The sequence below is a fragment of the Streptomyces sp. NPDC028308 genome (genome assembly GCF_055565855.1).
In genome coordinates this window covers 61,172-74,069 of record NZ_JBVHTO010000015.1, presented here as the reverse complement: position 1 = coordinate 74,069, position 12,898 = coordinate 61,172, and the positions used below count along the sequence as shown (strand labels likewise).

The following is a 12,898-nucleotide window of genomic DNA, read 5'->3' as shown; positions in this document are numbered from 1 at the left end:
GAACCCCGCGCGGGACGGGTCCTTCGCGGCCTGGTGCTGCTGGGCCCCGTGCTGGTCCTGCTCCTCCTCGGCGGCGCGGGTCCCGCGTCCGCGCACGCCGCCCTCAGCGGCACCGACCCCCGGGACGGAACCGTCCTCGCGTCCGCACCCCGCCACGTCACCCTGACGTTCACCGAGCCCGTCGGACTCCTGGACGACTCCTTCCGCGTCCTCGACCCCGACAACCGGCGGGTCCACACCGGCGAGCCCGGACACGCCGGCGGCCGCTCGGACACGGCCCGGGTCACCCTCCCGCGCGATCTGGGCACCGGCACCTTCACGGTGGCCTGGCGGGTCGTCTCGGCGGACAGCCACCCCGTCTCCGGCGCCTTCACCTTCTCCGTCGGCGAACCCTCCGCGACCAGCGCCGTCCTGCCGTCCGACGGCGCCGCCGACACCCTCGCCCGCACGCTGTACGACGCCGCCCGCTACGTCGCGTACGCGGCCGTCGCCCTGCTCGTCGGGACGGCGGCGTTCGCCGCGGCCACCGGCTTCGGACCTCTGCGGGGCCTGCTCCTGACCGGCTGGTGGACGCTGTCCCTGTCCACGGTCGCCCTACTGCTGCTCCGCGGCCCGTACGAGCGGGGGAGCGGCCCGGCGACCGCGTTCGACCCGTCCGTCCTGTCCGCCACGCTGACCTCCCGGCCCGGGACGGCGCTGCTGGCCCGGCTGGTGCTGCTGGCCGCCGTCGCGCTGCTCCCGCTGCGGATCGTCCCCGGCCGCGACGCGTCGCCCGCGACGAGGGGCACGCAGGCCGGGGCGGCACTGCTCGCCGTCGGCCTGGCGTCGACCTGGGCCGCCGCCGAACACGCCTCCGCGGGCATCCAGGTCCCCGTCGCCATGGTCTTTGCCGTGCTGCACCTGCTGGCCATGTCGGTGTGGCTGGGCGGCCTCGCGGCCCTGCTGACCGCCCTGCACCGGTCCCCGCAGGCGCTGCCCGCCTCCGCCGTGCACCGCTACTCCCGGCTGGCCTTCACGGCGGTCTGCGTCCTGGTGGCCACCGGCGCCTACCAGTCCTGGCGCGGCCTCGGCTCCCTCGACGCCCTCACCACCACGTCGTACGGCAGGATCCTGACGGCCAAGCTGGTGACGGTACTGCTGGTGCTGGCGGCGGCGGCGTACTCCCGCCGCTGGACGGGACGCCTGGTGACGGCGGGAACCGGTACGGCTGGGGAGGCCCCCGCCGCGCCCCTCGACCGGTCTGCCCGGGACAGGGCTCCCGACCCGGCGCGGCCGGCGACGACGACGGAGGGGACGGTGACGACCCCGGCGCGCATCCCGGAACGGGTCGGCGCACTGGCCCGGACGGACGCGGAGACCTCGACCGCGGGCGCGAAAGCCCCTCAGGCCCAGACTGCGACCGCCGAGGCCGAAGCGGAGTCGGGGGTGACCGGGGCCGAGCAGAAACCGCACGAGCCCACCGCCGGGGACGACTCCACCACCCCGGAACAGCCCGGCGCCGCAGAAGAGTTGGCGGCTCCGGACCCGGGACCGCATCGCCGCGCCCTGCGTCGCTCGGTGCTCGCGGAGGTCACCCTGGGAATCGTCGTCCTGGTGATCACCACGGTGCTGACCGGCACCCAGCCGGGCCGGGCCGCGCAGGAGGCGGCGGCGTCCGGCCCGGAGACGGCCGGACAGCCCGCCGACACCACCACCCTGGTCCCCTTCGACGTCGGTACGCCGGGCGGCCACGGCAAGGTGCAGATCGACCTGGGCCCGGGCCGGGTGGGCGAGAACACGGTCCAGGCCGTCGTGTTCGGCCCCGACGGAGGCATCGCCACCGTCCCCGAACTGCGCCTGAGCTTCACGCTGGGCGATCAGAAGATCGGCCCGCTCGACGCCGGGCTCACCGACCGGGGCGGCTATTGGGGCACCGACAGCGTCAACCTCCCGCTGCCCGGCACCTGGACGATGAAGGTGATGATCCGTACGACCGACATCGACCAGGTCACGGTCTCGAAGACGATACGGATCGGCTAGAGGTCGCAGACGTACCGAGGAAAGAGGCCAACGCGCCTACAGGGCAGCCGTCTTGACACCTCACCGCACGGTCAGTCCCTCGTCGGCGAGCAGTCGCCGCATGGCCTCGGCGGCCCGGACGGCCGCGTCGGCGCAGCAGTTGTTGAACAGCACGTGGACCCGCTTGGCGTGCCCGGCCATACGGGCCACCCGGGGGACCCACTCGGCGAGTTCACCGTCGGTGTACGTGTGCCGGAAGCGGTCCTCCTTGCTGCCGGTACCCCAGGCCTCGTTCCGCCCGTGGAAGCGGACGACGGCCAGTTCGGGGGAGGGGACCGGCGTGACGGGCGGGACGGACGTGCGCAGCGTCTGCACCATGTCCACGGCGACGGCACTCGTCCCCAGCTCCGCGAGCAGCCCGGCCGTACGGTCGTACAGCCCCTCCTGCCACCACCCGGGATGCCGGAACTCCACGGCGAGCGGCCACCCCGCCGTACGGGCGGCGCACTCCCGCAGGAACGTCTCGGACCGGGCGCCGGGCGCGAACCACGGCGGGAACTGGAACAGCACGGTCCCCAACCGGTCGGTGCGCCGCAGCGGTTCGAGCGCCGAGGCGAACCGCGCCCACACCTCGTCGAGCAGCCCGGCGTCCGACACGCCGCGCCCGGTGCGGCCCCGCAGATCGGCGGGCAGCGCGGCGTCCCGCGTCGGGTGCCCGGTGAGCAGCGAGAACGCCTTCACGTCGAACACGAAGCCGTCCGGGGTCCGTTGGCTCCATAGGAGACTGTTCCGCTCACTGGGCAGCGCGTAGTAGGCGGAGTCGACCTCTACGACGGAAAATTGCCCGGCGTAGTGCCGCAGCCGCCCCTCCGCGTCCCGCCACCCCGGGGGATACCAGCCGCTCCCCACGAGGGCCCGATCCGTCCACGAACACGCACCCACCAGAATCTCACCCATGGACGACCGGCTACCCCGCCACCGGCCCGACGCCACGAACCCGCCCCGGAGGGGAAGTCGCCGACCCGAGGAACCAAAAGGGAGCGATCTCAACTCCTGTTGACTGGTTCAAGGCTTGCTACGTTTGCGCAAGTGACGGCACTGCCGATGCAGACCCGCAGGTAGGACGACGGGGATGGGGACGCGTGGTGTGGGAAGAGTGGGAGAAGGCCAAGGCTGCGGCATCGGCGGGCGGGAGCACTCGCGTCCAGCTGAACCAGACTGCGCCGGTGGACGCGGGTGACGCAGATCTCGTAGTTCACCAGGACGACCTGGGGGCAGTAGGCCACGAGGCGTTCATCCTCCATGGCGAGTTGAAGAAGAAGGCCGACATCGCGGGCGCGGGTGCGGACAAGAACGGGTCTGGGTCAACCATGCAGGCGGCTTCCTCTCTCAAGAGCCACCATCTGGGACTTGGATCAGAACTGGAATCGACCGTCGAGGTCTGGACCTCTCAGGTGAAGAACGTCCTGCAGGCCTGCGCCCACATATCGAATCACCTGGACTACACCAAGAAGCTGCACGCGCAGGAAGACGTGGGGATCGCGGCCGAAGTCCGCGGCCGCACCGGGCCACTGCCCGTCTCATCCCTGAACGACTACTTCAAGTAGGAAGCCGTGGGATCACTTTCGTATTCGGATCTCATGGCCGTGGATCTGACCAAACTGGGCACGGCTGCGTCCGACTGGTCAACTATGGCCGGCGAACTGGCCAAGCTGGCGAGCGACGTGCGGGACGGACTGATCACGAAGTCCGACGGAGCCCGCTGGAAAGGCATCAACGCCGGTGTGACCAGAAGCTTCGTGCACAAGACGGCAAAGGAGTTCGAGGACCTCCAAGCCGAGGCCGAGAGCATCGCTCGCGTTTTGTCGGACGCGCATGAAGAACTGACCCGATATCAGAAGCAAGCGCAGAGGCTTACTGATCAGGCGCGCCGGGGCGACCCGGCTCACACACCGCCGGATGCCGGACTCATCGTGTTCGACGGTCAGGGAGGCACGGTCCGCGTCGCGGAGTCGATGTGTACTCCGGAAGGCCCCGATCAACGAACGAAGGACCGCATCCAGTGGTACGCGGATACGCTTACAAGCATCGTTCAGCACGCTGCCGAGGTGGACGCGGCGGCCGTACGCGCGCTGCGGAAGAGCCATGGAAACGACCCGCACAATGCCGGGCATGCTACCTACACGTCCCTCGACGAGGAGCAGCTACCGCGTGCGAAGGAACTGGCGGCGCTGGGCAAGGACGCGGACTCGAAGCAGCGGGGCGAGCTCCGGCGGCTATGGGAGTCTCTGAGCCCTGAGGCCAGGGCGCAGCTGTGGTTGACGCAGAAGGACGACCTGATGGCGGCCGGCATTCTGAGCCCCACCATGCCGCAGATCGCGGCGGACGGTGGCGCGGGTCAGCACGGTTCCGAGTCGCCGGGCTTCGACCAATGGGTCACCAAGCAGAAGATGGAACTGCTGACAGAAGGCGCCGACTGGAAGGGCATGACGGATGCATCCCGTCACATGGCGCACTATCTGGGAAACAGCGGAAGTTCCATGAACCTGCCTGTGGACAAGATGATGGCGGACGTACCCGCCTTCAAGTCGTACGTCGATGACACGGTCAGGTTGAACCAGGACGAGTGGCGTAAGCAGGCTCTGGACGAGTTCAAGAAGAACGGCGGTAAGCCGGTCGCCTTCCCGGTCGAGGCGAAGCAACGCGAGGGTTTCTATTTCCGTCAGGAGGACGACGCCAACTGGTTCTACGCGGTGGGCGGTGCCAACACGAACGTGACCGGCGTGGTTACAGCCGTTCCGGACGCGAACGGTAACCCGAGGATCGGCATCGACTACCAGGCGAACGTGTGGGACCGCTACAACTGGGACGAGGGCAAAGGCGTCAACGTGGGCCCATTGGACATCCCGGACGGAGAGATGGCCAAGCTCCACCGCACCGGCCTTGCCCAGGAGTTCGACATGGCGGGCAGCAGCAGTGTCGAGCATTACGATCTGGGCTCCTCACAGCCCAACGGTGACCCGATGCCGGGTCCCGACGACAGCAGGGATGGACGTGTGAACCCCGGCCGGGAGCAACAACAGGATCGTACGACGGGCAGGTCACCGGGGAGGGCGAGCGTGCGATGACCGACCCCTACGCGCGCAGCGCACCCGACGAGAAGACCCCTGGCCCAGAGGACGGCCGTCGCCGACGGTGGTGGCTGATCGCCGCCGTACCAGTCCTCGCCGGCGCCGTGATCGCGGCGGGAGTGCTCGTCACCGGTGCGGATGACGGCAAGGACGGCGGGCGCGCGGCCCGGGAGGCGGCGGATGCGAGGTGGGCCGAGGGGATCACACCGGAGTGGATGGCCGAGCGGATGGGCCTGGACGTCCCGGCCACGGCCGGCTCCCCGCGAGCGGCGTACGAGGTGACCTCACGCTTCGACACGGGCCTCCTCACCTTCACGCTGACGAGGGCGGAGGCGAAGAGGTACCTGGAGAAGCACCCGCCGGACGGCAAGTGGCTGGAGCCGACGTCCGCACAGACGACCAGCGCCCACGACTTCGCCCACTTCGGTCTACCGGAACCGGAAACCCTGAAGAAGGGCGTCCGCTACGGCTACGTCTGCCCCGGCGCCACCGCCGAGTCGGCGCAGTCCCCGCCTGACACGTACGACACGTCCGATGAACGCTGCGTCCGCCTGTACGCCCACGACTACACCCCGACCCGCGCCCGCATCTACCTCCGCACCCACTTCGACCCGGGCATCAGCCCCCTCCCACCGACACCGTCACCGTGACGAGGGCTACCGCCTGAGTACGGGTACTCACAGGTCATGGTGGCCTTTCCGGGTGCGGCGCCACAGGCGCTGCCTCCCCGAGCGAGGGGAGCCACTCCACGATGAACCTGCAAGAGGCGGCCGCCAGGGCGGACGGGATTCTTGACGACGCGTTCGCTGCGATCAGCCCCCCGTCCAATGGACGCACAGGTACTACATGCCGGGTGACTGTTACGTGGACCGGGACCGTTCTGTCATGACGCTCATCTCGGACGAGAAGCGTGAGATCTTCCTCGGCGTTCTGGAACGTCACTGGAAGAGCAAGGGCTACAAGCTCGTCGCTACGAGTCCGAACGGGCTCGTGGACCACTACAGGACGCAGGACGGCTTCCAGCTCGAAGTCCTGATCGGGCCCGATGGCCAGGCACACCTGAGCGTCACCACCCCGTGCGTGAAGGAATCCAAGGTTGCGCAGCCCACCAGCAAGCCGAACGGCCCCGACTACTCGAAGCAGAAGCTGCCCGCGCCGAACGTGAAGTCCCCGTACTGGTCGAGCGACCTAGCCGACCAGAGCTGACAAACCTTGCTGGAATCGAGGGAGTTTGCTGACGCTGTAGCCCCCGAACCTCGGCTCACGTCCGTTCCTCCGGCGGCAACAGACCGTGCAGGGCCAGGGCCGCCAACGCGTCGGCCATGCCGTTCCGGTCGTGGTGCGCGGTCGGCGTGGTGGCGGGGTCGAGGCGGTCGGCGATGGGGTCCTGGGTGAGGGCCAGGGCCGGGCCGATGATCGCGAAGTAGAGGATGCGCGGGGCTACGCGCGGGATGCGCCCCGTGTCGACGAGAGCCGTGATCGTCGGCGTGAGGCTGTCCCAGAACGGCTGCACGAACCGCTGGTGCAGATAGTCCAGGCGGTCGGAGTCGCGAGTGGACTCGTCGGCGATCAGCCGGTTGAGCTGCGACGCGTTCGCCGTCATGCGATAGAGCTGACCGACCGCCTCCCTCAGCCGCTCGGCGTCGTCGCGGTGCCGCGCCAGCAGGGCGTCACGCTCGGCCTGGACGCCGGTGAGCGCGAAGTCGACCACCGCGCGCCAGAAGCTCGCCTTCGACCCGTAACGGTCATTGATGAAGTTGTGGCTGACCCCGAGCCGGCGGGCCAGCTCCCGCACGGTGGTCGCGTCGTAGCCGAGCTCGGCGAACGTGTCGAGCCCTCGGCGCAGGATCTCGCTCTCGTCGAGCTGCACGGCGGCGTTCTTCCGTCGCGGTTCCATCTGACACCTTCCGTCGGTCTGGCGCGGAGGCGCCGCGTGTACTGGGTCACCTCTGCTTGACGCCTGTCAGAACGGGCGTAATCTGACAAGTGTCAGAAGTCAGCTTATCCTGGGAGGCCGGGCCGCACGAAGAAGGTCGTTCGATGGCAGTGCACAGCAAGGTCGCGCTCGTGACGGGAGCGTCGCGGGGAATCGGCAGGACGATCGCGGAACGCCTGGCCGGAGACGGGGCGAGCGTGGTCGTCCACTACTACCCGTCGGAGCGCCAGGACGCCGAGGACGTCGTACGCGGAATCAAGGGGGCCGGCGGCACCGCGGTGGCCGCTCCGGCCGACATCGCCGACGCCGCGCAGCTGCGCGGGCTGTTCGACTTCGCGGAGAAGGAGTTCGGCGGCCTCGACATCGTGGTGCTGAACGCCGCCAACGTGAACCACGGCACGATCGTCGACACGACCGACGAGCAGTTCGACGCGATGTTCGCCGTGAACGCGCGGGCGGGGTTCATCGCGCTGCGCGAGGCCGCGCTCCGGCTCCCCGACGGCGGGCGGATCGTCGCCATCTCGGCCGGGCTGACGCGGATGCCGCGCACCGGAACCGGCGTCTACGCGGCCAGCAAGGCCGCCGTCGACCACTTGGTCCGGGTGCTCGCGCACGAGGTCGGCCCCCGCGGCATCACGGTCAACAGCGTGCTGCCCGGCGCCGTCCTGACGCCGGCCCTGGTCGCCGCGGGACAGGCGGTGATCGACGCCGAGGTCGCGAACACGCCGCTCGGCCGCGTCGGACAGCCGGAGGACATCGCCGACATCGTCCGCTTCCTGGTCTCCGACCAGGGCCGCTGGATCACCGGCCAGACGATCGGCGCCGGTGGAGGCATGTTCTGAACCGAATAGGACGGACAACGTCGAAGGGCCCCACCTCGCGGTGGGGCCCTTCGACGTTAGTGCCCGGTGAGGCACTGGCGGAGGATACGAGATTCGAACTCGTGAGGGGTTGCCCCCAACACGCTTTCCAAGCGTGCGCCCTAGGCCTCTAGGCGAATCCTCCGCGGCAAACAATACAAGACGTTGAGGAGTGCTCGCGAACTCGTTCTCACCGCCAGGATCAGGTAACCTGTGCGGAGCCCCTCACGTGGCGCTATCTGACTGAACTCCCCCAGGGCCGGAAGGCAGCAAGGGTAGGTTGGCTCTGGCGGGTGCGTGGGGGGCGTCTGCGTTCCCGGGGCCGTGCGGCCGGCGGTCGGCCGGTGGTCCCGAAGGGCGGGCGGGTCCGGAGCGGGGGTCGCTTCCGGGCGGTCCGGGTTGTCAGTGGGCGCCTATAACCTCGTATGCGTGTCGTCTCTCGCGCTGTACCGCCGCTATCGCCCGGAGTCGTTCGCCGAGGTCATCGGGCAGGAGCATGTCACCGACCCGTTGCAGCAGGCGCTGCGGAACAACCGGGTCAATCACGCGTACCTGTTCAGCGGTCCGCGTGGGTGCGGTAAGACCACGAGCGCGCGCATCCTCGCCCGCTGTCTGAACTGCGAGCAGGGTCCTACGCCGACACCTTGCGGCGAGTGCCAGTCCTGCCGCGACCTGGCCAGGAACGGGCCGGGTTCCATCGACGTCATCGAGATCGACGCCGCGTCCCACGGAGGCGTGGACGACGCCCGTGACCTGCGGGAAAAGGCATTCTTCGGCCCCGCGAGCAGCCGGTACAAGATCTACATCATCGACGAGGCCCACATGGTCACGCCGGCCGGCTTCAACGCGCTGCTGAAGGTGGTCGAGGAGCCCCCGGAGCACCTCAAGTTCATCTTCGCCACGACCGAGCCCGAGAAGGTCATCGGGACGATCCGTTCGCGGACCCACCACTACCCCTTCCGTCTGGTGCCGCCCGGGACCCTGCGCACGTACCTCGGCGAGGTCTGCGGCAGCGAGGGCATCCCCGTGGAGGACGGCGTGCTGCCGCTGGTCGTGCGCGCGGGTGCCGGTTCCGTGCGTGACTCCATGTCCGTCATGGACCAGCTGCTCGCCGGAGCGGGCGACGCCGGTGTGACATACGCCATGGCGACCTCCCTGCTCGGTTACACGGACGGGTCGCTGCTGGACTCCGTGGTCGAGGCGTTCGCCTCCGGGGACGGGGCGGCGGCCTTCGAGGTGGTGGACCGCATCATCGAGGGGGGCAACGACCCCCGCCGGTTCGTCGCCGACCTGCTGGAGCGCCTGCGGGACCTGGTGATCCTGGCGGCCGTGCCGGACGCCGCGGAGAAGGGGCTCATCGACGCCCCCGCCGACGTCGTGGAGCGGATGCAGGCCCAGGCCGCCGTCTTCGGCGCCGCCGAGCTGAGCCGTGCAGCCGACCTCGTGAACGAGGGACTGACCGAGATGCGCGGCGCCACCTCGCCGCGGCTCCAGCTGGAGCTCATCTGCGCGCGCGTGCTGCTGCCCGCCGCCTACGGGGACGAGCGCTCCGTCATGGCCCGGCTGGACCGCATCGAGCGCGGGGTGAACTTCACCGGGGCCGGCACCGCCCCCGCCATGGGATACGTGCCCGCACCGGGCCCGGACGCTCACGGCGCACCGCTCGCGCAGGCGGCCGCTCCCGCACCGGCGCCGGGCGGCGGACCCGCCGTGCCCCCGGGAGGCGGTGCCGCCGCGGCCCGGGCCGCCGTGCGGTCGGCCGGCGCGGCTCCGGGGACCGGCGGTCCCGCGACGGACACCGGCGCCCTGGCACAGCCACCGGCTCCCGCCCCGACCCCGGTCCAGCCGGAGCCCACGCCTACGCCCGCCCCCGCCCCGGTCGCGGCGCAGGCGCCCGTCCAGGCTCCGGCCCCGGCGGCCCCGCCTGCCCAGCCGGACCGGCCCGCCGCCCCCGCCCCCGGCGCCTGGCCCACCGCGACGGCTGCGGGCAGCGGAGGCGCCCGGCGCCCCGGCGGCTGGCCCACCACCACGCCCGCCGGTGGCCAGGCACCCTCGGGCCCGCCCGCGACCCCGGCCCCGTCGGCCGCGCCCGCGCCCGCACCCGCCCCGGCTCCGGCAGCCGCCGCGCCCGCCCCCTCCGCCCCCGTGCCCGGCGGCCCCGACCCGCGCACGCTCTGGCCGAACATCCTGGAGGCGGTGAAGAACCGGCGCCGCTTCACCTGGATCCTGCTCAGCCAGAACGCGCAGGTGACCGGCTTCGACGGCACGACCCTCCAGATCGGCTTCGTCAACGCGGGCGCCAGGGACAACTTCGCGAGCAGCGGCAGCGAGGACGTGCTGAAGCAGGCGCTGGCCGAGCAGTTCAACGTGCAGTGGAAGATCGACGCCATCGTCGACCCGTCGGGCGGCTCGGCGCCGCCTCCCGCGCCGGGCCCCGGTTTCGGCGGTGGGCACGGTGGGGGGCCGGCGGCGCCCCGTCCCGCCCCGCAGCAGCCGGCCCCGGCGGCCCGCCCCGCCCCTTCGCAGGGCCCGGCGTCCTCGGGCCCGTCCGCGTCCGCCCCGAGACCGGCCCCGCCCGCGGCGGAGCCCCCGCCCCCCGTCTCACCCGAGGACGACACCCCGGAGGACGACGACCCCGACCTGGACGAGTCCGCCCTCTCGGGCCACGACCTGATCGTCCGCGAACTGGGCGCGACGGTGGTCGAAGAGGTCTCGCACGAGTAGCCCGACCCCGGCCCCGGCTCAGTCCGACGCCGATGCCGTGCGGCCCGTCCCCGGCTCACCCGATGTCGTACGGCCGCGACTCCGGTTCACGCAGGCGCGGTGCGGCTGTTGCCCCGGCCCACGTCGGCGCCGTACGGCCGTGGCTCTGGCTCACGCCGACGGCATGCGGTCCTGATCCGGGCCTCGCCGATGCGGTACGGCTCCGGAGGCGCGGCTCACGCCCACGCCAACGTGGTGCGGCTGTGGCCCAGGCCCCCGCAGGCGCCGTACGCCTGATCCCCGGCCTACGCCGATGCCGTGCAGGCGATGCTCCGGCCCACGCCCACGCCCACCGCCCACACCCACACCGACGCGGTGCGGCTGTGACCCCGCCCACGTCGAGGGCCCTACAGCCGTGGCCTTGGGCCACGCCGCCGCCCACGCTGAGCCGACGCTGCGGCCATCCCTCGGCCCCCGGCGGGCGTGGCCATGCCCCACCCCGGCCGCCTGCGGCCGTGGCCCTGGCCCACCGGGCGCCGTACAGCCGTAACTTCGGCCCACGCCAACGCGACGCGACCGCAACCCCGGCCCCCCGGGCGCCTGCGACCGTGTCCCCGCCCCGCGCCGCCAAGGCGACGCGACCGCAACCCCGGCCCCCCGGGCGCCTGCGACCGTGTCCCCGCCCCGCGCAGACCGCGCCCCCACTCCCCGGCCTCCGGCTCCCCAAGTCCCGCAGCCCTGCCCTCCCCCCCCACCGCACCCCACCCCCGAACCTCACCCTCAATCCCGCCCCGCCCCCGTAACCCCCACCCCCAACTGGAGATTCACACCAACCCGCCCGCGTCCACGCCTCGGAATCCTCTACAAAGGCACTCGCCCGGGACGGTTAGGCTGACCCCCGTGAAGGTCCTTGTCATCGGTAGCGGCGCCCGCGAACACGCCCTGTGCCACTCCCTGTCCCACGACCCCGACGTCACCGCACTGCACTGCGCCCCCGGGAACGCAGGCATCGCGGAGACGGCCGAGCTGCACCCGGTCGACGCCCTCGACGGTGCCGCCGTGGCCACGCTGGCCGCGCGCCTCGGCGCCGAGCTGGTGATCGTGGGCCCGGAGGCCCCGCTCGTCGCGGGAGTCGCCGACGCCGTGCGCGAGGCGGGCATCCCCTGCTTCGGCCCCTCCAAGGAGGCGGCGCAGCTGGAGGGCTCCAAGGCCTTCGCTAAGGACGTCATGGCCGCCGCCGGCGTCCCCACGGCGCGCTCTTACGTCTGCACGACGCCGGACGAGGTCGAGGAGGCGCTCGACGCCTTCGGCGCCCCGTACGTGGTGAAGGACGACGGCCTCGCCGCCGGCAAGGGCGTCGTCGTCACCGACGACCTCGACGCCGCCCGGGCCCACGCCAACGCCTGCGACCGCGTCGTCATCGAGGAGTTCCTCGACGGCCCCGAGGTCTCCCTCTTCGCGGTCACCGACGGCGAGACCGTGGTCCCGCTCCAGCCGGCCCAGGACTTCAAGCGCGCCCTGGACGGCGACGAGGGCCCGAACACCGGCGGCATGGGCGCGTACTCGCCCCTGCCCTGGGCGGACCCGAAGCTGGTCGACGAGGTCATGGAGACCGTCCTCCAGCCGACCGTCGACGAGCTGCGCCGCCGCGGTACGCCGTTCTCCGGCCTTCTCTACGCGGGCCTCGCGATCACCAGCCGCGGCGTGCGGGTCATCGAGTTCAACGCGCGCTTCGGCGACCCGGAGACCCAGGTGGTCCTCGCCCGCCTCAGGACCCCGCTCGCGGGTCTGCTGCTCGCCGCGGCCACCGGCAACCTCGCCTTCCTCCCGCCCCTGCGCTGGAGCGAGGAGGCGGCCGTCACCGTGGTCGTGGCGTCGCACAACTACCCCGGCACCCCGCGCACCGGCGACGCGATCACCGGCCTCGACGAGGTGGCGGCCCAGGACGCGCCGAACGCGTACGTCCTGCACGCCGGGACGAAGCGCGACGGTGACGCGGTGGTCAGCGCGGGCGGTCGCGTCCTGTCCGTCACGGCCGTCGGCGACGACCTCACGCAGGCCCGCGACCGTGCGTACACGGCGCTCTCCCGGATCCGTCTCGACGGCTCCCAGCACCGCACCGACATCGCGGCGAACGCGGCGGCGGAAGCGTAGAACGGGGAGGTGGGCGGCGCGCGGACGCCGCCCGGCACCCCGATCGCCTACCGGCCCGCGGCACGACGGTGACGGACACGCTCCGTCACCCACGGCCCGCCACCTCAGGCCCCGGA

10 protein-coding genes, 1 tRNA gene and 1 other RNA gene are annotated in these 12,898 nt (G+C 71.7%); 9 read left to right on the top strand and 3 right to left on the bottom strand.

Annotation, left to right across the window (positions count from 1 at the left end):
* Positions 1-33: 33 nt before the first annotated feature.
* On the top strand, positions 34-2,019 hold the full coding sequence (locus tag ACZ4VA_RS32380) for a copper resistance CopC/CopD family protein (protein WP_468083537.1): 1,986 nt from the start codon (positions 34-36) through the stop codon (positions 2,017-2,019).
* A 60-nt stretch (positions 2,020-2,079) separates the two neighbouring features.
* Here ACZ4VA_RS32380 and ACZ4VA_RS32375 read toward each other — a convergent pair whose 3' ends face one another.
* Entirely contained in the window at positions 2,080-2,955 is an 876-nt protein-coding gene (locus tag ACZ4VA_RS32375; RefSeq protein ID WP_389390199.1) for a DUF72 domain-containing protein, read from the bottom strand.
* A gap of 185 nt (positions 2,956-3,140) precedes the next feature.
* Here ACZ4VA_RS32375 and ACZ4VA_RS32370 point away from each other — a divergent pair, with 185 nt between their 5' ends.
* The 4 genes from ACZ4VA_RS32370 to ACZ4VA_RS32355 all read left to right on the top strand — a co-directional run bounded on the left by ACZ4VA_RS32370 (position 3,141) and on the right by ACZ4VA_RS32355 (position 6,335).
* Positions 3,141-3,605 carry a hypothetical protein gene (locus ACZ4VA_RS32370; protein ID WP_356238138.1) on the top strand — a complete coding sequence of 155 codons (465 nt, stop codon included), beginning with the start codon at positions 3,141-3,143 and terminating at the stop codon, positions 3,603-3,605.
* 33 nt (positions 3,606-3,638) lie between these two features.
* Positions 3,639-5,126: a hypothetical protein gene (locus ACZ4VA_RS32365; protein ID WP_356238139.1), complete on the top strand. Its 1,488-nt coding sequence runs from the start codon at positions 3,639-3,641 to the stop codon at positions 5,124-5,126.
* Positions 5,123-5,779, top strand: a complete 657-nt coding sequence (locus ACZ4VA_RS32360; RefSeq protein WP_468083535.1) for a hypothetical protein — start codon at positions 5,123-5,125, stop codon at positions 5,777-5,779. The genes ACZ4VA_RS32365 and ACZ4VA_RS32360 overlap by 4 nt, the downstream gene beginning before the upstream one ends.
* A 235-nt stretch (positions 5,780-6,014) precedes the next feature.
* Positions 6,015-6,335: a hypothetical protein gene (locus ACZ4VA_RS32355; protein ID WP_468083534.1), complete on the top strand. Its 321-nt coding sequence runs from the start codon at positions 6,015-6,017 to the stop codon at positions 6,333-6,335.
* A gap of 55 nt (positions 6,336-6,390) precedes the next feature.
* Here the strand turns inward: ACZ4VA_RS32355 and ACZ4VA_RS32350 are convergent, their stop codons facing one another.
* Positions 6,391-7,026, bottom strand: coding sequence for a TetR/AcrR family transcriptional regulator (locus ACZ4VA_RS32350; protein ID WP_468083532.1), 636 nt, complete (start codon positions 7,024-7,026; stop codon positions 6,391-6,393).
* 143 nt (positions 7,027-7,169) lie between these two features.
* Here ACZ4VA_RS32350 and ACZ4VA_RS32345 point away from each other — a divergent pair, with 143 nt between their 5' ends.
* On the top strand, positions 7,170-7,907 hold the full coding sequence (locus ACZ4VA_RS32345; protein ID WP_356163580.1) for an SDR family oxidoreductase: 738 nt from the start codon (positions 7,170-7,172) through the stop codon (positions 7,905-7,907).
* 75 nt (positions 7,908-7,982) lie between these two features.
* Here the strand turns inward: ACZ4VA_RS32345 and ACZ4VA_RS32340 are convergent.
* Positions 7,983-8,070, bottom strand: a tRNA-Ser gene (locus tag ACZ4VA_RS32340).
* Between the two features lie 72 nt (positions 8,071-8,142).
* Here ACZ4VA_RS32340 and ffs point away from each other — a divergent pair.
* The 3 genes from ffs (at position 8,143) to purD (ending at position 12,782) form a co-directional block, all read left to right on the top strand.
* An RNA gene (gene ffs, locus ACZ4VA_RS32335) (signal recognition particle sRNA small type) lies at positions 8,143-8,237 on the top strand.
* Between the two features lie 117 nt (positions 8,238-8,354).
* Complete coding sequence (locus ACZ4VA_RS32330) at positions 8,355-10,649, top strand: DNA polymerase III subunit gamma and tau (protein WP_468083530.1); 2,295 nt, start codon at positions 8,355-8,357, stop codon at positions 10,647-10,649.
* A gap of 879 nt (positions 10,650-11,528) precedes the next feature.
* Positions 11,529-12,782 carry a phosphoribosylamine--glycine ligase gene (gene purD, locus ACZ4VA_RS32325; RefSeq protein WP_468083528.1) on the top strand — a complete coding sequence of 418 codons (1,254 nt, stop codon included), beginning with the start codon at positions 11,529-11,531 and terminating at the stop codon, positions 12,780-12,782.
* Positions 12,783-12,898: the final 116 nt, after the last annotated feature.

Excerpts from the sequence above, each read along its gene's own strand:
- ACZ4VA_RS32360 (WP_468083535.1), top strand. The coding sequence starts at position 5,123 with ATGACCGACCCCTACGCGCGCAGCGCACCCGACGAGAAGACCCCTGGC.
- ACZ4VA_RS32355 (WP_468083534.1), top strand. The coding sequence starts at position 6,015 with ATGACGCTCATCTCGGACGAGAAGCGTGAGATCTTCCTCGGCGTTCTG.
- ACZ4VA_RS32350 (WP_468083532.1), bottom strand. The coding sequence starts at position 7,026 with ATGGAACCGCGACGGAAGAACGCCGCCGTGCAGCTCGACGAGAGCGAG.
- ACZ4VA_RS32375 (WP_389390199.1), bottom strand. The coding sequence starts at position 2,955 with ATGGGTGAGATTCTGGTGGGTGCGTGTTCGTGGACGGATCGGGCCCTC.
- ACZ4VA_RS32365 (WP_356238139.1), top strand. The coding sequence starts at position 3,639 with ATGGCCGTGGATCTGACCAAACTGGGCACGGCTGCGTCCGACTGGTCA.
- ACZ4VA_RS32345 (WP_356163580.1), top strand. The coding sequence starts at position 7,170 with ATGGCAGTGCACAGCAAGGTCGCGCTCGTGACGGGAGCGTCGCGGGGA.